This window comes from Streptomyces sp. NPDC041784, assembly GCF_055591025.1.
In genome coordinates this window covers 47143-72579 of record NZ_JBVJAB010000026.1, presented here as the reverse complement: position 1 = coordinate 72579, position 25437 = coordinate 47143, and the positions used below count along the sequence as shown (strand labels likewise).

The following is a 25437-nucleotide window of genomic DNA, read 5'->3' as shown; positions in this document are numbered from 1 at the left end:
CCGCTCGACCACCGTGCTCATGACGGGCCAACGAGCCGTTCGGTAGGACAGGCACTCACCGACAGGTGTTGCTGTCCTTCATCGACATACTCAGGTGGACAACGGACAGCACCAAACCCTGCCCATAAGAAGTGCTCCAGCATGAAGTGGTCGGGGTCGCGCCAGTAGTCGAAGAGCTGGCTGCCTTGGATGTGCCGTCCGATGCCCCAACTACGCTTGTATCCACGCTCCTTGAGGTACTCGCCACCGGCGGCGATGGAGTCGAGGTCGGTGACCTGGTAGGCGGAGTGGACGTACCCCGTTCCCGGCCCCAGGTGCATCGCGAGGGTGTGGTGGTCGGCCGGCACACCGCCCAGGTCGCAGCGGATGAACGCCATCGTCGGGCCGCGGTCGCGCTGGCCGTCCGCTCCAGCACCCGCTTCGCCGAACTGCGCGCCCACGTCTACGAGCAGGGGACCGGGTAGGGGTATGTCTCGCCCCACGTGCCGTCGACGGTCTGCGGCTCGGTCGGGGGGCACGAACACCAAGGTGCGGGTCGACAACTCCGCCGCCGTGACGATCGTCCTCGGCGCGGGCACGGACCACGCCGACAAGTACCCGGCCTACCGGGGCGAGGACCCCCACGAGCGGGTGACCAAGGTGGTCGACCGCGGCGTGCAGCACGACTCCTGGGTCTTCGCTGAACCCGTCCGCGCCTCAGGCTTGCTGCTGCCGGGGTGCACCCGTCGGAACATGTCTGGATCTGGAGAAGGCGGCAGGGCGCGGTTCCGGGACGAGCCTCTGCTCGACCTATTGACGCGATTCGGGCAGGGACATACTCTCCGCTTGCGTTTGTTCGGCACGCGGATAAATGTTCACAATGCGCACACACTCGTTCCTGTCAGGAGGCCCCATGCAAAGGCGCGTTCTCGGGCTTGCCATAGCGGTAGTGACGGTCGCAGCCGCGGCCGGATGCGGATCTTCTTCCGGGGCCGGTGGTTCGTCCTCCTCGGACGGGGACAAGACCACCCAGGTCAAGGTGGGGATTATCCCGATCGTCGATGTGGCACCCCTGTATCTGGGGCAGAAGAAGGGGTTCTTCAGCAGCCGCGGCATCGACCTGAAAATGGAGACCGCCCAGGGCGGCGCCGCGATCATCCCCGGCGTGGTGAGCGGCCAGTTCCAGTTCGGGTTCAGCAACACCACGTCGCTGATGATCGCCCAGACCAAGGGTGTGCCGATCAAGTCCGTGGTCAACGGGACCGCCTCCACCGGTGACGCCGGAAAGGACATCAGCGGGGTGGCCGTCAAGGAGGACAGCCCCATCAAGTCGGCCAAGGAACTTGCCGGCAAGACGGTGGCGGTCAACACCCTGCAGAACATCGGGGACACCACGGTCCGTGAGGTGGTGCGCAAGGACGGCGGCGACCCCTCGAAGGTCAAGTTCGTCGAGATGCCGTTCGACCAGATGCCGGCCGCGCTGGACGGCGGGCAGGTGGACGCCGCGTGGGTGGGCGAGCCCGCGCTGACCATCGCCAGGGGCCAGGGCGCCCGCGTCGTGGCGTCGCCGTTCGCCGAGACCGACCCGAACCTCACCATCGCGACGTACTTCGCCTCCACCAAGCTGGCCCAGGAGAACCCCGACCTGGTGAAGAAGTTCACCGAGGCCGTGACCGAGTCGCTGAAGTACGCCTCCGAGCACCCGGACGAGGCACGTCAGATCGTCACGACCTACACCAAGATCGACGGCGAGGTGCTGAAGAAGCTGACGCTGCCGACCTGGCCGGCCGAGTACGACATGGCCTCCCTGGAGAAGCTGGCCTCGCTCGGCGAGCAGGACGGCATCTTCGGCGGTAAGAAGCCCGACCTGGATGCCCTGTTCTCATGAGCGCGTCCGGGAGCACTCCTGTGCTGACGAAGCCCGCCGGGACCGCGACAGGTCCCGGCGGGGTGGGCGGTGGCCGCGTGCGGCGCACTCTGGACAGAGCGCGCACCCCGTTGCGCGGCCTGGCCGGGCTGGCCGGGCTGGTGGTGTTGCTCGAGGTGCTGCCGCACATCGGTGTGGTCTCCGCCGACTACCTTCCGCCCGCCTCCGAGATGGGCCGGGCCCTGTGGCAGCTGCTCGGCGAAGACGCCTTCTGGACCGCGCTCGGTGACACCCTCACCGGTTGGGGCCTGGGTCTGGCCATCGCGGTGGTGGCCGGGGTGGTGGCCGGGTTGGTGATCGGATCGGTGCCGGTGCTGCGGGCCGTGACCGCCTCCACCATCGAGTTCCTGCGCCCCATCCCGTCGGTGGCGCTGATCCCGGTGGCGGTGCTGCTCTACGGCACCGACCTGGAGTCGAAGCTACTGCTGGTCGTGTACGCCTCCTTCTGGCAGGTGCTCGTCCAGGTCCTGGCAGGCATGCAGGACGTCGACCCGGTCGCCGAGGACACTGCCCGCAGCTACCAGATGGGCGGTTGGGGGCGGGTGCGGTACGTCCTGTGGCCCACCGCGCTGCCGTACGTGATGACCGGCGTGCGGCTGGCCGCGACCGTGGCACTGGTCCTGACGATCACCGCCGAGCTCGTCATCGGCTCGCCCGGCCTGGGTAACCAGCTCGCGGTCGCGCAGACCTCCGGCGCCGTACCGCGGGTCTATGCCCTGGTCCTGGTCACCGGACTCCTCGGGGTCGCGGTCAACCTGGTGGCCCGGGCGGTCGAGCGGCGGGCACTGCACTGGCACCAATCGATGCGCAGGGAGGGACAGCGATGACCGTCCTCACACTAGCCCGGCGGACCGGGCTGGTCCTGGGCCTGCCCGCGGTCCTGTTCGCCGTGTGGTGGTTCGCCACCGCGGGCAGTACCGACTTCTACTTCCCGCCGCTGTCCACCATCCTGGGCAAGTTCGGGGAGGTGTGGACGGGCGAACGACTGCTGTCGGACGTCGTACCCAGCCTGGTCCGCCTGCTCGCCGGCTATCTCCTCGCCGTCGCCGTCGGTGTCGGACTCGGCCTGGTGGTCGGCATGCACCGTGGCGTGCGGGACGTCCTGGAGCCGGTCCTGGAACTCTTCCGGGCCATCCCGCCCCCGGTGCTCGTACCCGTCATCATGCTGTTCGCGGGCATCGGCGACACCATGAAGGTCATTGTCATCGTCAGCGGCTGCATGTGGCCGATCCTGCTCAACACCGTGGAGGGCGTCCGCGCCGTCGACGAGGTGCTCAGCGACACCTGCCGTTCCTACGGCATCACCGGCCGCTCCCGGCTGTGGCACCTGGTGCTGCGCTCGGCCAGCCCGCAGATCGTCACCGGCATGCGGCAGGCCCTGTCCATCGCGATCATTCTCATGGTCATCAGCGAGATGTTCGCCGCCAGCAACGGGCTCGGCTTCACCATCGTGCAGTTCCAGCGGTCCTTCGCCATCCCCGAGATGTGGAGCGGTGTCCTGCTGCTCGGCCTGCTCGGATTCGCCCTCTCCCTGCTCTTCCGCCTCGTCGAGAACCGGGTTCTGGCCTGGTACCACGGCCTGCGCCGGGCACAGCGCAACACCTGAGAAGGAGACGTCGATGCTCGACGTACGCAACCTGCAGAAGATCTACACCGGACGGAACCGCAACGTCGAAGCACTGCGGAACCTGACGTTTCACATCGGCGCCGGCGAACTCGTGTGCCTGGTCGGCCCCTCCGGGTGCGGCAAGACCACGCTGCTGAAGTGCATGTCGGGACTGCTCACCCCGACCAGCGGCGAAGTACGCCTGGACGGCCGCCCGGTCGACGGCCCCCCGCCCGGCATGGCGGTCGTCTTCCAGGAATACGGCCGCTCCCTGTTCGCCTGGATGAACGTACGCGACAACGTCGCCCTGCCGCTGCGCCGCAAGAAGCTCGGCAAGGCCCGCGAGAAGGAACTGGTCGACCACGCGCTGGAGGTGGTCGGGCTCGCCGACGCCCACCAGGCCTACCCGTGGCAGTTGTCCGGCGGAATGCAGCAGCGCGTCGCCATCGCCCGCGCCGTGGCCTTCGAGCCGAAGGTGCTGCTCATGGACGAGCCGTTCGCCGCCGTCGACGCGCAGACCCGCGCCGAGTTGGAGGACCTCATCCGGCGGTTGTGGCGCGAACTGGGCGTCACCGTCCTGTTCGTCACCCACGACATCGACGAAGCCGTCTATCTCGGCCAGCGCACCATCATCCTGTCCACCTCACCGACCGTGGTGCTGGAGGATCTGACGATCGATCTCCCCGACGAGCGCGACCAGTTGCACACCCGCTCCAGCACCCGCTTCGCCGAACTGCGCGCCCACGTCTACGAGCAGATCCAGCGCGCCAAGCACCACAACGGCGACACGCATGCAGCAGTGGCCGACCGCAGCGACGAGCTCGCCCTGCACAAGTCCGAGTCCTGACACACCGTCCGACACAAGGGCCGTAGCACATGGACGACAACGAACCCGGGCGGTACTTCGTGCAGTCCCTCGAACGAGGGCTGGCCGTCATCCGTGCGTTCACCGCCGACACACCCGAAATGACCCTCTCGGAGGTCGCCAGGATCACCGGCATGAGCCGTGCCACCGCACGGCGCTTCCTGCTCACCTTCGCCGACCTGGGGTACGTGGCCACCGACGGCCGCCACTTCCGCCTCACGCCCCGGGTCCTGGAACTGGGCTACGCCTACCTGTCCAGCATGTCCCTGGCGGAGATCGCCCAGCCCCACCTGGAGCAACTGGTCGCCGAGGTCCACGAGTCCTCGTCGGTGGCGGTGCTCGACGACGAAGACGTGGTGTACGTCAGCCGGGTACCCACCCGGCGGATCATGACGGTCTCCATCAGCATCGGGACCCGCTTCCCCGCCCATGCCACCTCCCTCGGCCGGGTCCTGCTCGCCCACCTCGACGAGCCCCGGCTGCGGCACTACCTGGACACCGCCTCCCTCAAGCCGCTCACCCCCCGCACCATCACCTCAAGGGAGGCACTCGCCGCCGAACTGGAACACGTGCGGGCACAGGGCTGGTGTCTGGTGGACCAGGAACTGGAACAGGGCCTGATATCGATCGGCGTACCCATCCGGAACGAAGCACGACGGGTGGTGGCAGGCATCAACCTCTCCACCCACGTCAGCCGGCGAACGCCGGACTCGATACGCCACGATCTGCTGCCGCCGCTCCTGGCCACCGCCGCCGACATCGAGGCCGAGCTGAAGGTCCCCGGCTAGCCGGTCCTGATGCCGTGCCCCCGCGACGGCAGCACGGAGCAGCACCGGCCTTGGCGACCGGCCGGAACACACCGCCCCGCGCGACGGGCGTTGCCGTGGGCCCGTCACGGCCACCCAGACCTGTCGGCTCTCTGCCCCCACCAGGCATCATTCACTGCAGTGCTGAGACAGTCGCCGCGGAGAGCCCATGACATCGCCCCACGCCCTGACGCCTACCGACCCCATGGCGGCTCCCGCGCCACCCGAGGAAGCCGTGGCCCCTCTCATCCGGGGTATCGCCGTGCTGCGCGAGCTCACCGACGCCGGAGGGACGGCCGGCCTCAGCGATCTGGGACGGGCCACCGGCCTGGCCCGCGCCACCATCGACCGGGTCACCGGAACACTCGCTCACATGGGGTACATGCGGATGGACGGCAGCAACGCCGTCCTTGCCCCCCGCCTGATGGAGCTGGGGAACGCATACCTGGCCGCCCTGCGCCTTCCCGCGCTGCTGAGTGCGCACGCCGATACCCTCGCTGAGGAACTCGACGAGTCGGTGTCCCTCGCGGTGGCGGACGGTGACGGCATCCGCTTCATCCACCAAGCGATCCGCCGCCGCACCCTGTCGCTGAGCTTCCGCATCGGCGACCTGCTGCCCGCCGAACGCACCGCGCCAGGCCCGCTGCTGGCAACCGAGTGGAGCACGGAGGACTGGGCGCGGTGGCACAAGCGGCAGGACGCCGACCCCGAGGACCTCGGCTTCGCGGCGGTCCCCCCTCGATCGCACCGTACCGCCACGACAGACTTCGAAGAACGGGTGGAACGGGCGCGCACCCATGGCTGGGCGATGGACGACCAGTTGATCGAGCCGGGGCTCGTCGCCGCATCCGTTCCGGTTCGCGCCCCCGACGGCCGGATCGCCTGTGTGGCGAGCGTCGTGAGCCATACCAGTCGGCACAGCGCGGACTCGCTGCGCGACACCCTTCTCCCCAGGCTCCGTACTGCCGTGACCGTCATGGAGCGGAAGTTGGCCGACGCTCCGCCTCCGGAGCCGCCGAGCAAGAGCACTCCCGTCGGGCTCGCCACCTGGACGAGCGCGTCCAAACAGGAACTGGGCGGGGAGTTCATCGAATCCCTGGCCCGCGGCCTGACCGTGGTCACCGCGTTCGGTGAGGGCCGTGCGGAGCTGACCCTCACCGAGGTCGCCGAAGCCACGGGGCTGTCCCGCGCCACGGCTCGCCGTGCCCTGATAACCCTGGGATACCTCGGTCACGTCACGCGGCACGGGCGGGTCTTCCGGCTCACTCCACGCGTCCTCGCCCTCGGTTTCCCGCCGCTGTCCAAGACGACACTCACCCGGATCGCGCACCCCCACCTCGCCGCCCTCACCCGCAAGGTGGAGGACTCGACGTCCCTGGCAGTGCTCGTCGGTGACGATGTCCAGTGCGCGGCCTCGGTCGCCGCGGGACGCATCATGGACGCTGATATCGCCGTGGGCGCGCGCGTGCCCGCCTATGCGACCTCCACGGGCCGGGTGCTGTTGGCGGGACTGCCGGCCGAGGAGCGCACTGCCCGGCTGGCGCGCGTGCGGATGGGGGCGCTGACCGCTCGCACCGTCACCCGGCCCACCGACCTCGAGCTGATTCTCGACCGAGTCCGTGAGGACGGTTATGCCCTGGTCGATGAGGAACTGGAAGAAGGGCTTCGCTCGATCGCCGTACCGGTACGTGACCGCGACGGCGGCCTCATGGCGGCGATCAATGTCACCATGCACAGCGGTCACCGCCCCGCCGCGGAGTGCGTCACGACCATCTTGCCGGAACTGCGGGCCACGGCTGCTCACATCGAGGCCGACCTGCACATAACCGGGCGATTCGTGCGAGTTCCGACATGGCAGCTGTAGTTGGTGAGGAGTGAGGTTCCTGTCCTGTCATGTGACGGCTGCTGCCGTGACGTTGTTCCATCGGCGGTGGTAGTCGGCTGCGCGTTGCTGGTGTTGGCGGCGCCAGTGGGACCAGTGGAGCGCGTGCGCGGGATCGGCGTCCTGGCGGGCCGGTAAAGGACGAAGGCCCGGAGCAGGGCGAGGAGTTCACGCGGGCTGACGGGCACCATGGCCAGCTCGTCGTCGCTCTCGCCGGAGGTGGTGCGCTGCCGCTCGCGGAGGGCTCCGACGGCGAGGAGCGCGTAGGCGATCATCGACATCAGGCTCCAGCGGTGCCAGGAGGTCCAGCAGGTGACCTGGCCCTGGTCGAGGCCGGTGAGGCCCTTGGCTCCTTGAAAGTCCTCTTCGACCCGCCAGCGGCGGCAAACCGCGCTGACCAGCACCGATACCGGCTGTGGGTCGGGGTGCCAGGTGCGATAGAAGGACAGGGTGCCGGTACGGCGGTGACGACGGATCAGAACCTGGCTGTGCCCGGCGTCCTGTCCCAGCGGGGTGTCGTCGGCCCTCATGTCGATCATCGCCCAGTCGTAGAGCCGCGCGCCCTTGGTCCCGTTCCCGGTCCTCATCCGCATCCAGGCCCGCTTCGGCACCCGCTGAATCAGCGCGGTGAGCTTCTCCTTTCCGCCGCCTGGCGTGGTGACACGGTGGCTGGTGGGCACGGCGATCGCGTAGCCGTAGCCCAGCGTGCGAATCCGGCGGCGCAGGGCACTGCCGCCGTAGACCTCGTCCACCGCGACCCAGGCGGTGCGGATGCCCGCGGCGTGCGCGGCGGCGAGCATGCCGCCGGCCAGTTGCGGCTTGGTGGCAAACACCGTCTCGTCGAGCACTCCGGTCACCTCGCGGCGCTCGTCGTCACCGGCGCGCTCCCCGTTCTTCGACGCCGGTCGTCTGCCTTCCGTGCCTTACTCGCCCAGACCCTCAGGCTCGGTGTGGTGAAGCCGACCGCCACTCCGTCAGCCGCTGCTGAGCCACCCGCCAATGCAGATCTCCGGAGTCCGGGCACAAGCTCCACGACACGATTAGCCCTGCTGTCACGAGTTGATCGAGCCAATCCGGCACAACAGCCACATCGAGACCACACTCGCGCGCCATCCGGTCAGATTCCGTATGGCCGTGGCCTTCCCTCCCGGTGTACGCAGCCACCCAGACAGCAACCAGTTGGACCAGCGCCCCCTCTGCAGCAACTCGACCGAGACGGGCCGAACGCAAAGCCCAGTCGGCAGCGCGGCGGCGGTCGGGGCGTGCTGGGGACTGAGTCATGAGCGCGGCATCGAGTAGCCGGGCGACAACTGCCGCGTTGTCGGCCACCGCCGTATTAGGAGTTCTGCGCAGCCAACAAGCCTGCTCCAGCTCAAGCCACGGATCGGAGGGGTCCTCCAGGCGAAGACCATGCAGCAACCCCGTCGGCATTCGGACATCCGCGGCCGCGTTCATCCGCAAGGCACATTGCAGGGCGAGGAGGCGGGCGGCGGCCCCTGTGTCCGCCGGCAGGGCGGCGGCAAGGTAGCTGAGCATCTCCCGGACCCGAGTTTGTTCACCTGGCCCACGAGGAAGCCGTCCACGACGGCTGCGGCCGGATCCGGAAAGCCATGGCTTTGGCGCGGACAAGATCGTATCGGGTACGACGGCTGCCTGGTCCGTGGCCGCGGCGCAAGCAGCGCAGGAATCAGCGAGCCGCCACACCCGACCACCACACTCCCGCGCCAGAAGCAACCGGATGGGGCCGGCGCACCCGCGATGGCGGGGATGCCATCGACAGCCGCGCTCGTGACACTGACAGGTACGCATGTGCACCGGCAAGACATCACACCGAGCATGCCCGGCAAGGCCAGGACCGCCGAGCGGGCGGCTCCAGCAGCAAGAGGTCTGCTGGTCGCCGGACACTGCTGGCAAACAAGCACTGGCCCACCAGCCTGTGGGCGCAGTTCGACCGTCCAGATGCGCCGCACCGCGGGGCATGTTGTGCGGAGCCTCATCAGGCTCTTGGTCCTCCCATCGTGTTCAGCGCCGACCGCCGAGAGCGGGGGCGGCGGCAAACGGTAGTGCAGATGTCTGCCCTCTCGCTCTCACCGCCATCTGCGGAAATAGGGCAGAGGCCTGCACTGACAGGGCAGGGGTCTGCACCGCCGAATGGTGGGATGACGATCTTGCCGCCCGACCCGCACTTCGAGGCGTTGCGCCTGGAGCTGGCGCGCCTGCGGGCGGTGCGAGGGTGGACGTACGACGAGCTCGCCGCCCGCACCGGCCTGGCCAGACGCACACTCATCGAGATCGAGCAGGGCCGCACCGTCGGCACCCTGAAGACGTGGCACGCCCTCGCACACGCACTGGACACCCCCTTGGACGCGCTCTTCAGCAACCTGTGCCGCGGGCACGAGCCGCCCGGGGAGACCCAGAGCTGAAGCCCGGCCGGAATGTCCCTCGGCGACCACCCGAACCGGCGACGCACACCCGAACACATGAGCGCCCACTCGTACTCCAGTAGGCCCTGGTAGGGCTGACCGAGGGACATCACAGCAGCGATACGTCTGCTGCGGCGTGTTGGCTGGCAGGTTCGCCCGCATGCACTCCACGCCTCCGCCCCCGAGGCGCCGCTGGGACGGCAGCCACACCGACGTCCGAACGCGACGCTCCCTCCGCGTCACACCCGACGGCGTCAGCCGACTGCTGCGCTGCGGCCAGAACGACCGATGCCGTGACTGCGGCAACCGGATCGAGTGGTATCACCGCAGTGACAGCCGGCCCATCCGTCTGCACCCCCAGGAACTGCCAACCTCACGCGTTCCCGTCACCTGCCGCTGGCACGTCAGCTCAGGCGTCGCGTATCCGTCGGACGACGGCACGTGCTGGTGCCGCATGCCGCATGCCGTCGTGTGCCCCACCCGCGGGACCTCGCCAGCCTCGCCCGAACTGGTCCCGCTCCGCCGCGCTCTGGCCCTCAATACTCGCCGCCTGCTTGACGCCGGCGCCTTCACTCCGTCTTCGACAACCTCCGATGCCGAGGTCTCGGCCCCGGTCAACTGCCGTCCGAGCCGCCCTATCATGCAGCTCCTCTACATCCGCTACCTCGCCGCCCAGCCCGTCGACGAGATCCGATGCGTGGCGCAGACCAGGCGGAGGCACCGCTGCGGCAACGCACTACTCTCGCCGAATGCGCCCGCCGGCACCTGAAAATCTGGTCCCTCAAGGACCCGAAAATCGAGGCTGACTTCCTCATGCTCGACGAGGCCCAGGACACCAACCCCGTTCTGGAACAGGTCTTCGCGTCCCAGCGCGACCACGCCCAACTCGTCATGGTCGGCGACTCCGCCCAGGCCATCTACGGCTGGCGAGGCGCGCGGGACGTGATGTCCCGCTTCGACGGCGTGCCCCTCACCCTCACACGCTCGTTCAGGTTCGGCCCGCACCTCGCCGAACAGGCCAACCGCTGGCTCGCCATCGCCGACGCCCCGATCCGCCTGTCCGGCACCGAGGCCATCACCACGGACATCGGAACGGTAGCCCTCCCGAAGGCGGTGCTGAGCCGCACCAACGTGGGAGCCATGGCGGAGGTCATGCGCCTGCTCGCAGACGGCCACCGCGTCGCGCTTGTCGGCGGCGGTCAGGCCCTCCGCGCCCTGGCCCTGGCCGCCCGAGACCTCAAAGAGGGACGCCGCACCGCCCATCCCGAGCTTGTGCTCTTCTCCTCCTGGGGCGATCTCCAGGACTACGCCGAGTACGACCCCGCCGGCAGCGATCTGCAGCCGCTGATCGATCTCATCGACCAGCACGGGACGGAGGCCATCCTCGGCGCAGTGGATCAGCTCAGCGACGAATCCTCCGCCGACGTGACCGTCTCCACCGCCCACAAGGCCAAGGGCCGGGAATGGTCCAGCGTCAGAATCGCGGACGACTTTCCGCCGCCCAAGGACAGCGACGAACTCGACGACCATGGGCATCCGGTCCCCGAACCCGTCCGAGACGCCGACGCTCGGTTGGCTTACGTCGCCGTGACCCGCGCCCGACATCAGCTGGACCTCGGTGGCCTGTCATGGATCGACGACCATCCTTGTGGGCGTCAGAGCTCATCTCATGGTGGCGACGAGGGCGAAGTGTGAGCTTCCTCGCTCAACTCGGCCACGGAGATGGCCCTACCGTTGCTAGAGAGCGCGGGGCCTGACAGTTCGCGGAGAACTGATGAACCATCACCAAGTCAGCTCGGCCCAAGTTCCGCATTCGGCGACCGTCCGCGCGACGCCCGCCATCGCCCTCTCGTCCTTGAGCCAGCGCTGCCCGCTGTCCAGCCGGCGCCGGTCGATGGGGCGCAGCAGCCGTGCGGCGTCCAGGACGTCGGCGAGGCGGTGCTGGTCGGGGTCGGCGTAGCGGACGGCGTTGGAGAGTACGGCGGTGGTGCGGGTGCGGTCGGCCAGGGCGAGGGTGCGGGCGGCCAGGCGTAGGGATCCCGGACCTGTGCCGAAACGTTTCTGCGCAACGACTTCCAGTCGGACCTCCCTCCCGAAGATCTCCTTCCATGGCGCCAGCAGCTTCATCGCGACGTCTTCCCGGCCCACCGCCAGGGCCCGCACCGGCTCCGAGAGCGGTCCGAGCAGGACGGTCAGGCCGGGGCCGCCGCCGTACTCGCGCAGCGCTTCCCATGGCACCACCGGCGCCGTTCCGGACACGGCACCCGCATGGGCGGCCGACGTAATGCGGCACAGCCGAGCCCATCCCGCCCGGTTCTGGGCGAGCAACACGAACCGCAGAGGCGGCTCGATGACGTGCGCTCCACCGCGCGCCGGGGTGCGGCGTCGCTGGGCGGGTGGCGGTGGCGCAAGGGCCTCCACTGCGAGATCGATTCCGAAGATCGGCCGAACCCCGGCGCCGGCGCATGCCCGCGCGAACCGCACGGCCCCGGTGACCGTGTCCCGGTCGGTGAGCGCGAGCGCCGTCATGCCCCGCTCGGCCGCCCGCCCGGCGAGGTGCTCCGGGTGGGCGGCGCCGTAGCGAACGGAGTAACCGGACGCGACGTGCAGATGGGCGAAGCCCGTCATGCCGCACCTCCATCACTCCACCCCTTTTCGGTCATAAGCCCGATATGCTCATCGTACGCTCGTTCGATTACTCTAACCTCATCGACGCCGGTCAGTGAGCCCAGATTCGAACACGGTAGCGATTCCTTGGGGGGTGGGCACTGTCCGAAACGAGTGCTGCCCCCATCGCGCCCCGCCCGGGCAGGGCAATCGGGTGAATCGCCCCCGCGGCATGCGCTGCGCCGCCGAACGGGCAGACAACGGCTTGCTGCAGGCACGGCACTTTCAGTAACCGCTCGAACCCTGGGCAGGACACGTCAGCCGCCGGGGTTCACCTCGGCGTCGGACCGGCAGGCTCGGCGCTGGCGCTGGTAGGCCTTCGGTAGGAGTCCCCAACGTAGATCTCCTGAGTCAAGGGCCACGCTCCAGAAGGCGAGGGGCGCCCCCAATCGGTCGAGCAGATGGAGCACGGCCGCAGGCGCGAGTCCACATTCACGCACGATCCGATCCATCTCGGCGCACCCATGACCGGCCGAGGAGCCCGTGTGCGCTGCGAGGCAGAGTGAGGCTAGTCGTAGGGTCGGGTCGTCGGCGCCCGCGCAGACGCCTCTTGCCACACGCAGCGCCAGTCAGCGGCTCTCCTGCGGTCCGGACGCGCGGGGCGCTGGACAAACAGCGCGCCGTCGAGGATCTGGGCGACCACCGCTCTGCCGGCAGGGGCCCGGGGCGGCCGGCGCCCTGTGGAGCCACCGGATCTGCTCCAGTTCGCTCCATGGGAGCGGGTTACGGTCGAGGCGAAGACTGCGCAGGACCCCGGTCGGCAGTCGGACCTCACCCTCGGAGTCCATGCGCAAGGCGCATTGCACGGCGAGTAGCCGGGCCGCAGCCCCGGTGTGACTCGGCAGGGCTGCGGCCAAGTAGCTGAGCATCTCCCGCACCTGGATCTGGTCGCCCGGCCCGTCAGGCCGTCGTTTACGGCGCCGCGAGGTGCCGTCTGGTGGCGTCACAGCCGCACGCAGGAAAGTTTCCGGAACCACGGCGGCCTGTGTCGTCGCCGAGGCGCAGGCCGTACAGGCATCGGCAAGCCGCCAGAGCCGCCCGCCCCGCTCACGGGCGAGAAGTAGACGGATGGGGCCGGCGCAGCCGCGGTGGCGGGGGTGCCAACGGCAGCCTCGTTCGTGGCACTGGCAGGTGCGCAAGTGTGACGGCGATGCGTTACGCCGGGCGTGGCCAGCCAGGTGTTCGAGTGCTGCGGTGCGTGCGGATACGGCAGTGCGCGGCGCGCCTCGGTGGCCGCACTGCTGACACACGAGCTGCGGTCCCGCCGGATCCGGGCCGCAGCTCCACAGTCCAGCGCACCTGCGCGTTTTCTGTCTGGGCGACATGGACCTCCAGGACCGCCCGCTGCGGATCCTGCTCACCGAGATCGGCGAACGCGCCGACGGGGACGGGCCGTCGGTGACGGCCCGGATGCACCGCGAGGCGCTCGACTACTTCGCGCGCGAGGACGCGGCGATCGAGCGGGAGAAGGAGTCGCTGGCCGTCCGGCACGCCGACGATCCGGCCGCGGCGGGCCGGCCGGCCGTCGTCCTGCACCAGGTCTACTTCCCGAGGGGGCACCCCGCGGAACTCGGCCTGTTCGTGCTGAACAACGACTTCCCGGCCCCGGTCCGGTACCCCGGCGACACCTACCCCTCCGTCCTGCACGGCTACTGGGCCCTGTCCGTGGCCGCGGAGGCCGACCGCGTCGCCGTCCGTGACGCCCCCACCCCCGCCGAGGCCATGAACTCGGCGGCCGGGCCGGGCGCCGCGACGACTGGCCGGACCTGCGCCTCGCCGTCATGGCCGGGCTGCTGCGGGCCAAGGTCACCCAGCACCCCGAGCCGGCCGAGATCCTGCTCGGCACCGGGGACGCGACGATCAGCTGCACCGGCTACGCGGAGTCCCCGTACTGGCGGGACGCCCGTGCGGGCCGGGGCCGCAACTGGACGGGCCGGCTGCTGGAGCTGATCCGCGCCGAACTGCTGGCCGAGCGGGTCAGTTGGCCCACGGCGGGGTGATGCGGGTGCCGTCGGCCAGCTCCGCCTCCAGGCCGATGGACGTGGTGACCCAGGAGATCGCGGTGTGACCGGTCGGGTTCTCGATGGCCAGGGTGGAGCCCGGGTTGACGATCAGCGTGTCGCCGGCCGTGATCCGCTCGGTGCGGTCGTCGAGGGTGACGAGCAGTTCGCCGATGAGCAGGTGGAAGATCTCCTCCCGGTTGACGGTGTGGGCCGGTGCCTTCGTGCCGGCGGGGATCTCGCCGCGCCAGGCGCAGAGTTCCTTGCTGCCGGTCAGCGGGGTGGCGTACGAGACGAAACGGGCGCCGTGGATCTCGTGGGTCACGGCGTCGGACGGGCGGATGACGGGCATGGTGCCTCCTGCTCGGCGATTCCGAAAATGGTCAAGCTGCTTGACTATATGCCCCATGGTCAAGCAGCTTGACCAATTCGTCAAGGGTGTTTCAATGCAGGCGTGCAGAACTCCGAAGCCCTCGCCCTGGCCGCCGCCCTCCTCGCCGCCGCGGGTGACCTGACGCGGCACATCAACGACGGTGTCGTCGCCCGTGGATTCGACGTGCGGCCCGCCCATGGCTTCGCCTTCACCCGGCTCGCCCCGGACGGCGCGACGGTGACCGAGCTGGCCGTCCATCTCGGGGTCACCAAGCAGGCCGCCAGTCAGCTCGTCGACGAACTGGTGCGCAAGGGGTACGTCGAGCGGCGGGCGCATCCCGACGACGCGCGGGCTCGACTGGTCGTGCTCACCGCGCGGGGCTGGGAGTGCACGCGGGCCGCGGAGGAGGCGGCCGCCGAGGCGGTGCGGGCGTGGAGCGATGTGATCGGGGAGGCTGAGGTGCGCGTGTTGGGCGACCGGTTGGGGCGGATCGCGCCCTACGGTCCGATCAGGCCTTCCTGGTGACGGGATGTCAGGGATCCCGCTGTCCTCGGCTATCACTGGAAGTTTTTACTGACGCGTAACTTCACAGTTCAGCTACTCGTCCGTAACTTGATGAGTGAACAGCACCTCGTGATCCGGATCACAGGGCGTAAGGCCATCGCACCTCCCCTTGAGCCGCAAGGAGATCACACGATGCTGCCCTGGAAGCGCGTGCTCAGGCCTCTGGCCGCACTGCTCCTGGCCGCCGCCGCGGTCACCGTCCCGATCAGCGCCGCCCATGCCGAATCCGCCGCCGAGACCACGTCGAGCGGCTGGAACGACTTCTCCTGCAAGCCGTCCGCCGCCCACCCCCGCCCCGTGGTCCTCGTCCACGGCACCCTCGCCAACTCCGTCGACAATTGGCTGGTCCTCGCCCCGTACCTGGAGGACCGCGGCTACTGCGTCTTCTCCCTCGACTACGGTCAGCTGCCGGGAGTCCCCTTCTTCCACGCCCTCGGCCCCATCGACAAGTCGGCCGCGCAGCTCTCCGCCTATGTCGACAAGGTGCTCGCCGCGACCGGCGCCGCCGAGGCCGACCTCGTCGGCCACTCGCAGGGCGGCATGATGCCCCGCTACTACCTCAAGTTCCTCGGCGGCGCCGCCAAGGTGAACGCCCTCGTCGGCATCGCGCCCAACAGCCACGGCACCACCCTCAGCGGGCTGACCAAGCTGCTGCCGTTCTTCCCCGGCGCCGAGGACCTCCTCGACGCCGCCACCCCCGCCCTCGCCCAGCAGATCGCCGGCTCCGACTTCATGACCACCCTCAACGCCGGCGGCGACACCGTCCCCGGCGTCCGCTACACCGTCATCGCCACCAAGTACGACGAGGTGGTGACGCCGTACCGGACACAGTTCCTGAGCGGTGCGAACGTCAAGAACGTCCTCATCCAGGACCTGTGCCCGCTCGACCTGTCCGAGCACGCGCTGCTCGGGCTGATGGACCGGATCGCCTTCCACGAGGTGGCCAACGCGCTCGACCCGGCCCGTGCCACCCCCACCACCTGCGCGTCCGCGCTGAGCTGACGGAGGGGGTTTCGCCGGGGCCTGTCCGGCCTGAGCCGCCGGTCAGGCCCCGGAGTCCAAGGTGCGCGCAGGGTCAGCGGCCGCGGTGGCCGCCGCCCGTCGCGCGCCGCCGCACCGACGCGAACAGCAGCGCCGAGCCCAGCGCCAGGACGGCCGCGCCGCCCGTCGCGAGATACTGGGTGCTGCTGTCGCCACCGGTCTCGGCGAGGTCCGTGCCCGAATCCGAGCCGGTGTCAGCCGCGCCCGCGCCCGCCCCCGCCGCCTTCGGGGCGTTGGCCGAGGTCGTCGTGGAGTCGTCCGTGGACCCGTCCGTGGGGCCGGTCGTGGGATCGGTGGTGGGGTCGGTCGTCGTCGTGGCGTCGTCGTCCCCGTGGCCGCCGTGCTCGATCGTCGACTGGTCCGCACCGTCCTCGATCTGCTCCTCGGACGGCGCGGAGGTTTCCGGCGCGGCACCCGAGCCCGAGTTCGAACCCGAGCCCCCTGCCGCGGCGCCGCCGAACGTGACGTCCGAGCAGGAGTAGAACGCCTCCGGGCTGTCCGAGCGCTGCCAGACCGCGTACAGCAGCTGCCGGCCCGAGCGCTCGGGAAGCGTGCCGGAGAACGTGTAGAAACCGCCCGACGCGACCGGGTCGGTGGCCGTCGCCACCGGGTGCTCCAGATCCAGGTCGGACCAGGCCGGCGGCTGCGCCGGGTCGTAACCGGCCTTGGTGAGGTACACCTTGAAGGTGCCCTTGTGCGGCGCGGTCACGCGGTACTTGAAGGTGTACGAGCCGGCGCCCACGCTCGTCGCCGGCCAGTCGGCGCGGGCCAGGTCGAGGCCCTTGAACTCCTCGTTGTTCGCGCTGCACAGCTTGCCGTCCGGGATCAGCTCCAGGTGGCGGCCGTTCGCGTCGCCGATCCGGATGCCGTTCCAGTCGTACAGCGCCTGAGTGCCGCCGGCCGCGACCGCCGCCCGGCACGCGTCCGACTTCGGGCTCTCGGGGCCCTCCGCGTAGCACTGCGAGACCCGGCTGACCGGGTCGCCCATCGAGCCGTGCGCGGCCGCCGGCGTGGCGGACAGCGAGGTCAGGGCCAGCGGGGTCAGCCCGAGGGCGGCGACGGCGGCGGCCTTGCGGCGTGCGGGCATGGGGGATCTCCTCGGAACCGGGACCAGGGGCGTCTGTGAGCGGCGCGCTGATGTGTGCCGGAACCAAGGAACCCTGAAAACGGCTGCTGGAGGAGGTCCGAAGCGATCTTTAGGGTGGGCTTAAGGAAGCGCTGAGACTGAGATCAGGTAGGTGACGTGCAGTCATGGAGCATGAGCAGATCCGGCCCGCCACGGCGGCCGACGTACCGGCCGTGAAGGCCGTGACGGATGCCGCCTACCGGCCCTACATCGAGCGCATCGGCATCGCGCCGCAGCCCATGGAGGCGGACCACGCGGCGAACGTGGCCGCGGGGAAGGTGTTCGTGACCGGCGATCCCGTCACGGGTCTGGTGGTGGTCGAGGAGTTTCCGGACCACCTGTTCCTGGACAGCATCGCCGTCCACCCCGACGCCCACGGCAGGGGCGTCGGACGGCGGCTGCTCGCCTTCGTGGACGCACACGCGCGTGCGCTCGGCCTGGCCGAGGTCAGGCTCTGCACCAACGTGCTGATGTGGGAGAACCAGAAGATCTACCCGAGGTACGGCTACGAGGTCGTCGGGCGTCGGGTCGACGGCCCGTACGACCGCATCCACTACCGCAAGCGGCTGAGCTGACTCGGGCGGCGGTCAGCCGTCCGGCCACCAGGTGCGGGCGATGTCCTTGCGCACCTCGGGGCGGCCGGCCGGGCGGTCGTCCGTCTCTTCGCGGACCCGGCGGGCGTCCGACTTCTTCAGGGGCTTCTGCACAGTAGTGCGGCGCATGACTGCCTCCTTCAGGGACCACCGCGTTCCGCGTTCTCACGGAGGCAGACCCTTTCGGGGAGAGTTCCTCATCGCCCCGTGCTCTGTCAGTGGCGGCTGTCACGATTCGAGTGTCAGTGGTGGGTGTCACTCTTGGGCACATGAGTGGAAACAGTGACGAAGCGACCGCGGCACGTGTCGACTGGGACGCGGCGGCGGCCGCCTTCGACGAGGAGCCGGACCACGGCCTGCGCGACCCCGACGTACGCGCCGCCTGGGCGGAGCGGCTGCGCACCTGGCTGCCCCGGCGCGCCGGTGACCTCCTCGACCTGGGCTGCGGCACCGGCAGCCTGTCAGTGCTCGCGGCCGAGCAGGGACACCGGGTCACCGGGGTCGACCTCTCCCCGGCCATGATCGGCCTGGCTCGCGCCAAGCTCGCCGGGCGGGACGCGGCGTTCCTGGTCGGCGACGCGGCGGCGCCGCCGGTCGGCGAGCAGCGCTTCGACATCCTGCTCGTACGGCATGTGCTGTGGACCCTGCCCGACCCCGCCCGCGTGCTGCGGCACTGGCGCGGCCTGCTGCGGCCCGGAGGGCGGCTCGTGCTGGTCGAGGGCGTATGGGGGAGTGTCGCACCGGTCGGCATACCGGCGGAGCGGCTCGTCGCGCTCCTGGCCCCGCTCACCGCCGACCCGCACGTGGAGCGCCTCTCGGACGACACGCGGCTGTGGGGCGGGGCCGTGACGGACGAGCGGTACGCGGTCGTGGCGACGGTCTGAGCGGAGCCCTACGCCAGCAGTGACTCCAGGCCGCCCGCCACGGTCGCGAACGCCTCCAGCTCGTCGAGGGCGGTCACCGCGGCGGCCGCGGCCTCGGGGTCGCGCTCCGCCAGCCCGCTCTCCGCGAACTCGTCCTCGTCCAGCCGGCGGATGTCCGTGCCGTCGGCGGAGCGCCACAGGTCGAGGTCCAGGTCCTCGACGACCAGCTCGGTGCCGGAGAGCGTCGCCGGCCGGGTGACATCGCAGTACCAGCCCTTCAGCGCGCCGGACCCGGCCCGGACCTCCTTCACCGCGTACCAGCGGTCCCGCCAGTAGTACTCGGTGAAGACATCGCCGGGCTCGAACCGTACGAAGCCGAAGTCGCGTGCGTCGTCACCCGCCCACGGGGCGCGTACGGCGATCCGCGTGCCGTCGTCGGACAGCAGCTCGGCGCTGTAGCGGATCTTCGTCCGGCCGCCCTTGACCAGCACGACGTCCACCGGGTGCCCCGGGTCAGCCGAGTTCGCGGACATACCGCACCTCCGATGCGTGGATCTCGTAGCCGAACCACTTGTTGATCGCGAGCATCGGCCCGTTGTCCGCGTCGTTGCCCGTGTGTGCCTCCGTGTACCCCGCCGCGCGGGCGCGGTGCAGGGAGGCGTTCTTGACGAGTTTCGCCAGGCCCCGGCCGCGGAAGGCGCGGACGGTACCGGTCATGCCCGTGGCGTAGCGGCGGGCGCCGTCGGTGTGGGCCAGGCTGAAGGCGACCGGCCGGCCGTCGGCCACCGCGACCGAGGTCAGCTCCCGGTCCAGCAGCGGGTGCCGCCAGTTCTCCGCCAGCCAGGCCTCGTAGTCGGTGAACTCGGCGCCGATGTCGCTCGGCTCGTCGGACACCGTCTCCGCGTCCAGCGCGAACAGCGGGCGCGGGTCGTCCTCGAAGTCCGCCGCCGTACGCAGCTCGACGCCGGGCGGCGGAGCCTGGAGCGGGGGCAGCGCGGCGTGCGCCAGGTCCAGTACGAGGAAGTGGGACGAGCGGCTCGCCCGGTAGCCGTGACGCTCGGCGAAGGCCCGGTTGCCGGGCTCGTCCAGCACCCAGGCGAACAGCTTCGTGGCCCCGTGGGCCGCCAGGTGCTCCTCGGCCGTGCGCATCAGCAGCGTGCCCGCGCCCCGGCCGGTGCGCGCCGGGTCGACGTACACGTTGAGGAAGGCCTGGCCGGGCTCCGGGCTGTCGTGGGCGAGCCCGATCTGCGCCGTGCCGACGATCTCGCCGTCCTCCAGCGCGACGAGCTTGCGGTGGTGGGCGTCCGGGTGGGACCGGGACAGGTCGTGGAGCACGGACTCCGGGCTGAAGAACACGTAGGGCAGGGCGAGATGGCGGACCCGGACGTATCTCTCGATGTCGCTGGTCGCGTCGGGGCGCAGATCGCGCACGGTGACGGTCATGTGAGCGCACGCTACGGCGAGTGGGGTCCCCGTGCCCCTCATTTTCCGCCGGGTACGGGACAATCGGGCCGTGACGTTGAAGATCGACATCGATGAGAGCGCCGCGCCGTACGAGCAGGTGCGGGCGCAGATCGCGGAGCAGGCCCGGTCGGGGGTGCTGCCGGTCGGGTACCGGCTGCCCACGGTGCGGGGGCTCGCCGAGTCGCTGGGCCTCGCGGCGAACACCGTCGCCAAGGCGTACCGGGCGCTGGAGACCGACGGCGTGATCGAGACCCGGGGCCGCAACGGCACGTTCGTGGCGGCCGCGGGGTCGGCGGCGGAACGGGAGGCGGCGGGCGCGGCGCAAGCGTACGCCGAGCGGGTGGTGCGGCTCGGGCTCAGCGAGCAGGCGGCGTCGGCCGCGGTGCGGGACGCGCTGCGGGCGGCGTACGGCGGGTGACTCAGCGGCGTGACGCGAGCGCCCTCGGTGTCCGGGTCACCGTCAGCCCCGCTCGTTCCGCCGTTCTGCCGAAGAGGGCCGCGTCGCCCACCGCCGCGCCGCCGGGGTCGTTGTTGAAGTACGCGTAGACGTCCTCGCCACGCGTCCAGGTCGTCGCGACGCGGTCGATCCAGGTCTCCAGGGCGTGCTGGCCGTAGCGCGGCCACGGCTGGGCGCGGCCCTCGTGGAAGCGGACGTAGCCGAAGCCGGCGGTCCGCCACAGCGGTGTGGCCGGGCGGGCCAGGACGTCGGCCCAGCACAGGGCCGCGCCCCGGGCCTCCAGGACCCGCCGGACCGCCGGCGTCCACCAGGACGGGTGGCGCGGCTCGACGGCGACCCGGGTCCGCGGCGGGAAGGCGGACAGGCAGGCGTCCAGCAGCTCGGGGTCGGCGCGCAGGGTCGGGGGGAGCTGGAGGAGGACCGGGCCGAGGCGGGCCCCCAGGCCGGCCGCGTGGGTCATGAGGCGGTGGACCGGTTCCTCGGGGTCGCGCAGCCGTTTGATGTGGGTCAGATAGCGGCTGGCCTTGACCGCGACCACGAAGTCCGCCGGGACCCGACCGGCCCAGGACGCGAACGTCTCCCGGGACGGCAGCCGGTAGAAGGCGTTGTTGATCTCGACGGTGGCGAAATGCTCGGCGTACTCCTCCAGCCACCGCCGCACGGGTACGTCGGCCGGGTACAGGACCTCACGCCAGTCCTTGTACTGCCAGCCCGACGTGCCGACATACAGGGTCATACCTCCATGGAACCACTACAGGTACAGGCCCGCGTCCGCCCCGCCGCGCGGTTCCGGCACCGACGTCGGCGATGTGCCCCGGCGCAGCGCGTACAGCTCCGCGAGCGTCGCGCCCTCGCGGCCGACGCCCTCCTCGGTGCCGAGCCAGTCGACCGCCTCCCGGCGGGTCAGCGCGCCCACCTCGATCCGGGCGAGACAGCGCCCGGGACGGACCACGGCCGGGTGCAGACGCTCCAGGTCCTCGTTGGTGGTGACGCCCACCAGGACGTTGCGGCCCTGGCCGAGCAGGCCGTCGGTGAGGTTCAGCAGCCGGGACAGCGCCTGGCCCGCCGTGTGCTTGGCCTCGCCGCGGATCAGTTCGTCGCAGTCCTCCAGGAGCAGCAGCCGCCAGCGGCCCTTGCCCGTGGAGTCCTCCTCGCCGATCGCGATGTCCATCAGATAGCCGACGTCGGAGAAGAGCCGCTCCGGGTCCAGCACACAGTCCACCTGGCACCACTCCCGCCAGGAACGGGCCAGCGTGCGCAGCGCCGAGGTCTTGCCGGTGCCGGGCGGGCCGTGCAGCAGGAGCAGCCGGCCGGCGATGTCCTCGGGGGTGGTGCCCATCAGGCGGTCCATCGCCTCGGCCACGGGCGCCGTGTAGTTGGGGCGGACCTCCTCCCACGTACCCGCGGAGATCTGCCGGGTCGTGCGGTGCGGGCCGCGCCGCGGGGAGACGTACCAGAAGCCCATCGTCACGTTCTCCGGCTGGGGTTCGGGCTCGTCGGCCGCGCCGTCGGTCGCCTCGTTCAGCACCTGCGCGGCGAGTTCGGCGGTGGTCGCGGTGACCGTGACGTCGGCGCCGCGGTTCCAGCGGGAGATCAGCAGGGTCCAGCCGTCGCCCTCGGCCAGGGTCGCGCTGCGGTCGTCGTCACGGGCGACGCGCAGCACACGGGCATGGGGCGGCAGCAGGGTCGCGCCGGAGCGGACGCGGTCGATGTTCGCCGCGTGCGAGTACGGCTGCTCGCCCGTCGCGAAGCGGCCGAGGAACAGCGCGTCGACGACGTCGGACGGGGAGTCGGAGTCGTCGACGTTGAGCCGGATCGGCAGAGCGTCGTGTGGGAGCGCAGACATGCCGCCATGATCCGGCACAAGGACGTCGTCTGCACCCGGTTTCCGCAGTGCGCGTGGTGTGTCGCGGGTGTCCGGTAGGTCCGGCCTGTCGCGAGCGGCCCCGGCGGAGTCCTCCGCCGGGGCCGCTCGTCGGGCAGTCGCTCAGCCGAGGGCGTCGACCGCCCTGCGCCGCAGCCGCCGTGTCCTGCGCACCGCCGCGTACCCCTTCGTCAGCACCCGGTCCCGGGCGAAGACACGGCCGACGGCGTGGCCGTCGAGGAGCTGTTCGAACTCCTCGGCGCCCGTGCCGCGCCGCACGGTCACCCGCCGCAGGGCGTACGGCCCTTGGGCGCGCCGCGCGAGGGAGTTGCCCACGGCCAGCGCCTGGGCGAACCCGTTCTCGCGCACCGCCGTGCGCACCCGGCGGCTGGAGTAGCCGTACGGGTAGGCGAACGACACGGGCAGGGCGCCCAGTTCGCCGGCCACGATGTCCCGGCAGCGGACCAGCTCGGCGCGCAGAGCCGCGTCGTCGAGCTGGTCGAGCTGCGGATGGGTGTGGCTGTGGCCGCCGATCTCCACACCGGCCTCCGCCAGCCGGCGCACCTGCGGCCAGTCCAGCATGGTGTCGAGGCCGCCGCCGGTGTCGTACGCGCCCCGGATCCAGCCGGTGGAGACGAACAGCGTGGCCGGGAAGCCGTGCTTCGCCAGCGCCGGGAGGGCGTGCCGGTGCACGCCCTCGTAGCCGTCGTCGAAGGTGATCAGCACCGGCCGGCCGGGCAGTGGCCGGCCCGCCCGCCAGCGGGCCGCGAGATCGGCCGTGGTGAGCGGGGTGAGGCCCCGGTCCGCGATCACCGTCATCTGCTCGGCGAACGCCTCGGGTGTGACCGACAGGGCCCGGGTGGCGTCGTTCGGTGCGGCGGCGACCGCGTGGTACATGAGGATCGGCACGCGGGCCCGCGTCATGCGGCGTCCTCCCGTTCCGCCTCCCGTACGGCCCCGATCCGTACGACCTCGAACGTCGTCCCGGCCCGGCGCGCCCGCAGGCTGCCGACCACGTACCCGCCGGCCGCCGTCAGCACCCCGGCGACGATCGCGCCCGCCCGCCGGGCCCCGCCGGGCCGGGCCAGCAGCTGGTCGCGCAGACCGCGCGCCACACCGGCCGGCAGCACCCGGGTGGCGTACCGGCGTTCGGACTCCAGCCCCTTCTCGGTGCCGACGCTGCGCGCGACGAGCGCCTTGGACAGGCCCTCGGCGTAGGTGCGGGTGCGGAAGTAGCCGAAGTGCTCGCGCGCCTCGGGCACCTTGTGGTGGATCACCGCGCGGTCGTCCATCAGCAGGATCGCGTCGGGTCTCGCGCGGGTGAGCCGGATGCACAGATCCGTCTCCTCGCCGCCCATCGGACGTTTGTTGCCGTCGCGTCCGATGCCGGTGGCGAAGCCGCCCACGACGTCGAACGCGGTGCGCCGGAAGGAGGCGTTGCCGCCGAGGATGTTGCGGACCCGCACCCGGCCGGGCGGCAGGCCCCGGTAGGAGCAGCCCACCACCCAGTCGAACTCCTCGGGGAACCAGTCGGGCCGCCGGCCCGAGGACCACACCGGCACGGCCCGGCCGCCGACGGCCAGCACCCTGGGGTCGGAGTAGGGGTCGGCGAAGCGCCGCAGCCAGTCCCGCTCGGCCACGGCGTCGTCGTCGAGGAAGGCGATGACCTCGCCGCAGGAGGCGGCGATGCCGGTGTTGCGGCCGGCCGACAGCCCGCGCGGGCCCGCGTTGGGCAGCACCCGTACGCCGTCGTCCTCCTTGTACTCCCTGGCCAGCCGGTCCTGGAGCGTCGGGTTGTGGTCGACGACCAGCAGGGTCTCCAGGGCCGGGTGGGTCTGGGCGTGCACCGAGGCGACCGCCGCGAGGATGTCCTCCCAGCGGTCCTCGGTGTACACGCAGATGACGACGGAGACGCCCAGCGTGCTCAAGACACCTCTCCCCGGACCGAGTCGAGCATCGGGGAGCGCCGGCCCACCCGGCGCAGCGCACGCCGGTTGGACCGCTCCTTGAGGATCACCCGCAGCACACGCAGCCCGTCGCGGACGGCGCGCAGGTTGCTGACGCCGTGGATGCGCAGGTACTCGTGGCTGGGGATCTCCTGCACCTTCAGGCCGGCCTTGACGACCCTGATGTTCATCAGGGTCTCGACCTCGAAGCCCGTGCAGTCCAGCTCGATCTTGTCCAGGCAGTGCCGCCAGAACGCGTTGTAGCCGTAGCACAGGTCGGTGTAGCGGGCGCCGAACTTGCGGTTGACGATGCCGCACAGCACCCGGTTGCCCAGCCAGCGGATGAAGGTCATGTCGTCGGTGCCGCCGCCGTTGGCGAAGCGGGAGCCCTTGGCGAAGTCCGCGCCGGAGACCAGGGCGGACACGTACGACACGATCTCGTTGCCGTCGGCCGAGCCGTCCGCGTCGACCATCACGATGATGTCGCCGCTGCACGCCTCGAAGCCGGTGATCAGGGCGTCCCCCTTGCCACGCCCCTGCTGTCCGACCACCTTGACGCCGGGCCACAGGTCCCGGGCCACCTCGACGGTGTTGTCGGTGGAGTTGCCGTCGACCAGGACCACTTCGTGGATCCAGTCCGGCAGGGTCTTGAAGACGTACGGAAGGTTCTCGGCCTCGTTCATCGCGGGGATGACCACGCTCACCGGCGGCGCGATGGCCAGGTGAGAGGAGATGGGCCGGTACTTGCCGACCGTCGACGGAGCCTGGAGATCCTGGCCCGATGTCGCCGGCTGAAGAACGGAACTCATGAGTCTGGTCCCTCTCGTCCGGTGGGCCGCCCGCCCCTGGGCGGCCCGGATCCACGTCCGGTTCGAAAGGGGGGTTGTTTTCCCACCCACGGCCGCACGGCACGACGGAACCCCTCTCCGCCGCAGCACGGCACGGCATGACGGAGTACCCCTCCGCGCACACCGGGTGAGCTGGCAAAGCT

24 protein-coding genes and 4 pseudogenes are annotated in these 25437 nt (G+C 70.7%); 15 read left to right on the top strand and 13 right to left on the bottom strand.

What is annotated here, in order from left to right:
- Window positions 1–128 precede the first annotated feature (128 nt).
- Window positions 129–404, bottom strand: a pseudogene (locus ACZ6D7_RS37320) (VOC family protein); the annotation flags it as partial.
- 488 nt (window positions 405–892) lie between these two features.
- Here ACZ6D7_RS37320 and ACZ6D7_RS37315 point away from each other — a divergent pair.
- The 6 genes from ACZ6D7_RS37315 to ACZ6D7_RS37290 all read left to right on the top strand — a co-directional run bounded on the left by ACZ6D7_RS37315 (window position 893) and on the right by ACZ6D7_RS37290 (window position 7047).
- Window positions 893–1867 (top strand): ABC transporter substrate-binding protein, encoded by a 975-nt coding sequence (locus ACZ6D7_RS37315; protein WP_469500660.1) that lies wholly within the window; start codon window positions 893–895, stop codon window positions 1865–1867.
- Window positions 1864–2733 carry an ABC transporter permease gene (locus ACZ6D7_RS37310; protein ID WP_469500658.1) on the top strand — a complete coding sequence of 290 codons (870 nt, stop codon included), beginning with the start codon at window positions 1864–1866 and terminating at the stop codon, window positions 2731–2733. Before ACZ6D7_RS37315 ends, ACZ6D7_RS37310 begins: the two co-directional genes overlap by 4 nt.
- The gene (locus ACZ6D7_RS37305; protein ID WP_466291688.1) at window positions 2730–3512 is read left to right on the top strand and encodes an ABC transporter permease; all 783 of its coding nucleotides are present in this window, start codon (window positions 2730–2732) and stop codon (window positions 3510–3512) included. Before ACZ6D7_RS37310 ends, ACZ6D7_RS37305 begins: the two co-directional genes overlap by 4 nt.
- 13 nt (window positions 3513–3525) lie before the next feature.
- Window positions 3526–4359 carry an ABC transporter ATP-binding protein gene (locus tag ACZ6D7_RS37300; RefSeq protein WP_469500656.1) on the top strand — a complete coding sequence of 278 codons (834 nt, stop codon included), beginning with the start codon at window positions 3526–3528 and terminating at the stop codon, window positions 4357–4359.
- A gap of 29 nt (window positions 4360–4388) precedes the next feature.
- Window positions 4389–5165: an IclR family transcriptional regulator gene (locus ACZ6D7_RS37295; protein WP_289937530.1), complete on the top strand. Its 777-nt coding sequence runs from the start codon at window positions 4389–4391 to the stop codon at window positions 5163–5165.
- Between the two features lie 187 nt (window positions 5166–5352).
- A complete protein-coding gene (locus tag ACZ6D7_RS37290; RefSeq protein WP_469500653.1) occupies window positions 5353–7047 on the top strand; it encodes an IclR family transcriptional regulator domain-containing protein in 1695 nt (564 codons plus the stop codon).
- Here ACZ6D7_RS37290 and ACZ6D7_RS37285 read toward each other — a convergent pair.
- Window positions 6984–7934 (bottom strand): annotated as a pseudogene (locus tag ACZ6D7_RS37285) (IS701 family transposase); the annotation flags it as partial. The gene ACZ6D7_RS37290 and the pseudogene ACZ6D7_RS37285 sit on opposite strands and share 64 nt — an antisense overlap.
- 1290 nt (window positions 7935–9224) lie before the next feature.
- Between ACZ6D7_RS37285 and ACZ6D7_RS37280 the strand changes: the two are divergent.
- From ACZ6D7_RS37280 to ACZ6D7_RS37270, 3 genes and pseudogenes are all read left to right on the top strand, one after another.
- Window positions 9225–9488, top strand: coding sequence for a helix-turn-helix transcriptional regulator (locus ACZ6D7_RS37280; protein WP_469500651.1), 264 nt, complete (start codon window positions 9225–9227; stop codon window positions 9486–9488).
- A 160-nt stretch (window positions 9489–9648) separates the two neighbouring features.
- On the top strand, window positions 9649–10257 hold the full coding sequence (locus ACZ6D7_RS37275; protein ID WP_469500649.1) for a DUF6083 domain-containing protein: 609 nt from the start codon (window positions 9649–9651) through the stop codon (window positions 10255–10257).
- Window positions 10251–11183 (top strand): annotated as a pseudogene (locus tag ACZ6D7_RS37270) (UvrD-helicase domain-containing protein); the annotation flags it as partial. The gene ACZ6D7_RS37275 and the pseudogene ACZ6D7_RS37270, both read left to right, overlap by 7 nt.
- 114 nt (window positions 11184–11297) lie before the next feature.
- On the opposite strand, the pseudogene ACZ6D7_RS37265 reads toward ACZ6D7_RS37270, so the two are convergent.
- Window positions 11298–12116, bottom strand: a pseudogene (locus ACZ6D7_RS37265) (PHP domain-containing protein); the annotation flags it as partial.
- Between the two features lie 1362 nt (window positions 12117–13478).
- Here ACZ6D7_RS37265 and ACZ6D7_RS37260 point away from each other — a divergent pair.
- Complete coding sequence (locus ACZ6D7_RS37260) at window positions 13479–14105, top strand: DUF7639 domain-containing protein (protein WP_469500647.1); 627 nt, start codon at window positions 13479–13481, stop codon at window positions 14103–14105.
- Between the two features lie 27 nt (window positions 14106–14132).
- On the opposite strand, the gene ACZ6D7_RS37255 is transcribed toward ACZ6D7_RS37260, so the two are convergent.
- The gene (locus ACZ6D7_RS37255) at window positions 14133–14507 is read right to left on the bottom strand and encodes a cupin domain-containing protein (protein ID WP_469500645.1); all 375 of its coding nucleotides are present in this window, start codon (window positions 14505–14507) and stop codon (window positions 14133–14135) included.
- 102 nt (window positions 14508–14609) lie between these two features.
- Here ACZ6D7_RS37255 and ACZ6D7_RS37250 point away from each other — a divergent pair, with 102 nt between their 5' ends.
- Complete coding sequence (locus ACZ6D7_RS37250; RefSeq protein WP_469500643.1) at window positions 14610–15053, top strand: MarR family winged helix-turn-helix transcriptional regulator; 444 nt, start codon at window positions 14610–14612, stop codon at window positions 15051–15053.
- A gap of 171 nt (window positions 15054–15224) precedes the next feature.
- The gene (locus tag ACZ6D7_RS37245) at window positions 15225–16094 is read left to right on the top strand and encodes an esterase/lipase family protein (RefSeq protein ID WP_469500641.1); all 870 of its coding nucleotides are present in this window, start codon (window positions 15225–15227) and stop codon (window positions 16092–16094) included.
- 73 nt (window positions 16095–16167) lie between these two features.
- Here ACZ6D7_RS37245 and ACZ6D7_RS37240 read toward each other — a convergent pair whose 3' ends face one another.
- Window positions 16168–17220, bottom strand: coding sequence for a lytic polysaccharide monooxygenase (locus ACZ6D7_RS37240; RefSeq protein ID WP_469500639.1), 1053 nt, complete (start codon window positions 17218–17220; stop codon window positions 16168–16170).
- A gap of 164 nt (window positions 17221–17384) precedes the next feature.
- Between ACZ6D7_RS37240 and ACZ6D7_RS37235 the strand changes: the two genes are divergently transcribed.
- Window positions 17385–17834, top strand: coding sequence for a GNAT family N-acetyltransferase (locus ACZ6D7_RS37235; RefSeq protein WP_469500638.1), 450 nt, complete (start codon window positions 17385–17387; stop codon window positions 17832–17834).
- A gap of 12 nt (window positions 17835–17846) precedes the next feature.
- Here the strand turns inward: ACZ6D7_RS37235 and ACZ6D7_RS37230 are convergent, their stop codons facing one another.
- Window positions 17847–17981 carry a hypothetical protein gene (locus ACZ6D7_RS37230; RefSeq protein WP_469500637.1) on the bottom strand — a complete coding sequence of 45 codons (135 nt, stop codon included), beginning with the start codon at window positions 17979–17981 and terminating at the stop codon, window positions 17847–17849.
- A 140-nt stretch (window positions 17982–18121) separates the two neighbouring features.
- On the opposite strand from ACZ6D7_RS37230, the gene ACZ6D7_RS37225 reads away from it, so the two are divergent.
- Window positions 18122–18736, top strand: a complete 615-nt coding sequence (locus ACZ6D7_RS37225) for a class I SAM-dependent methyltransferase (protein WP_469500636.1) — start codon at window positions 18122–18124, stop codon at window positions 18734–18736.
- Window positions 18737–18744: 8 nt separating this feature from the next.
- Here ACZ6D7_RS37225 and ACZ6D7_RS37220 read toward each other — a convergent pair whose 3' ends face one another.
- Window positions 18745–19248, bottom strand: a complete 504-nt coding sequence (locus ACZ6D7_RS37220; protein WP_469500635.1) for a ribonuclease FAU-1 family protein — start codon at window positions 19246–19248, stop codon at window positions 18745–18747.
- A complete protein-coding gene (locus ACZ6D7_RS37215) occupies window positions 19229–20158 on the bottom strand; it encodes a GNAT family N-acetyltransferase (protein ID WP_469500634.1) in 930 nt (309 codons plus the stop codon). The genes ACZ6D7_RS37220 and ACZ6D7_RS37215 overlap by 20 nt, the downstream gene beginning before the upstream one ends.
- A 70-nt stretch (window positions 20159–20228) precedes the next feature.
- Between ACZ6D7_RS37215 and ACZ6D7_RS37210 the strand changes: the two genes are divergently transcribed.
- Window positions 20229–20597, top strand: coding sequence for a GntR family transcriptional regulator (locus tag ACZ6D7_RS37210; RefSeq protein WP_469500633.1), 369 nt, complete (start codon window positions 20229–20231; stop codon window positions 20595–20597).
- A gap of 1 nt (window position 20598) precedes the next feature.
- Here ACZ6D7_RS37210 and ACZ6D7_RS37205 read toward each other — a convergent pair whose 3' ends face one another.
- The 5 genes from ACZ6D7_RS37205 to ACZ6D7_RS37185 form a co-directional block, all read right to left on the bottom strand.
- Window positions 20599–21372, bottom strand: coding sequence for a DUF72 domain-containing protein (locus tag ACZ6D7_RS37205; protein WP_469500631.1), 774 nt, complete (start codon window positions 21370–21372; stop codon window positions 20599–20601).
- 15 nt (window positions 21373–21387) lie between these two features.
- Window positions 21388–22482, bottom strand: a complete 1095-nt coding sequence (locus tag ACZ6D7_RS37200; RefSeq protein WP_469500630.1) for a DUF5925 domain-containing protein — start codon at window positions 22480–22482, stop codon at window positions 21388–21390.
- Between the two features lie 141 nt (window positions 22483–22623).
- A complete protein-coding gene (locus tag ACZ6D7_RS37195) occupies window positions 22624–23424 on the bottom strand; it encodes a polysaccharide deacetylase family protein (protein WP_469500628.1) in 801 nt (266 codons plus the stop codon).
- On the bottom strand, window positions 23421–24428 hold the full coding sequence (locus ACZ6D7_RS37190) for a glycosyltransferase family 2 protein (protein WP_469500627.1): 1008 nt from the start codon (window positions 24426–24428) through the stop codon (window positions 23421–23423). The genes ACZ6D7_RS37195 and ACZ6D7_RS37190 overlap by 4 nt, the downstream gene beginning before the upstream one ends.
- On the bottom strand, window positions 24425–25255 hold the full coding sequence (locus ACZ6D7_RS37185) for a glycosyltransferase family 2 protein (RefSeq protein ID WP_469500625.1): 831 nt from the start codon (window positions 25253–25255) through the stop codon (window positions 24425–24427). Before ACZ6D7_RS37185 ends, ACZ6D7_RS37190 begins: the two co-directional genes overlap by 4 nt.
- Between the last annotated feature and the right edge of the window lie 182 nt (window positions 25256–25437).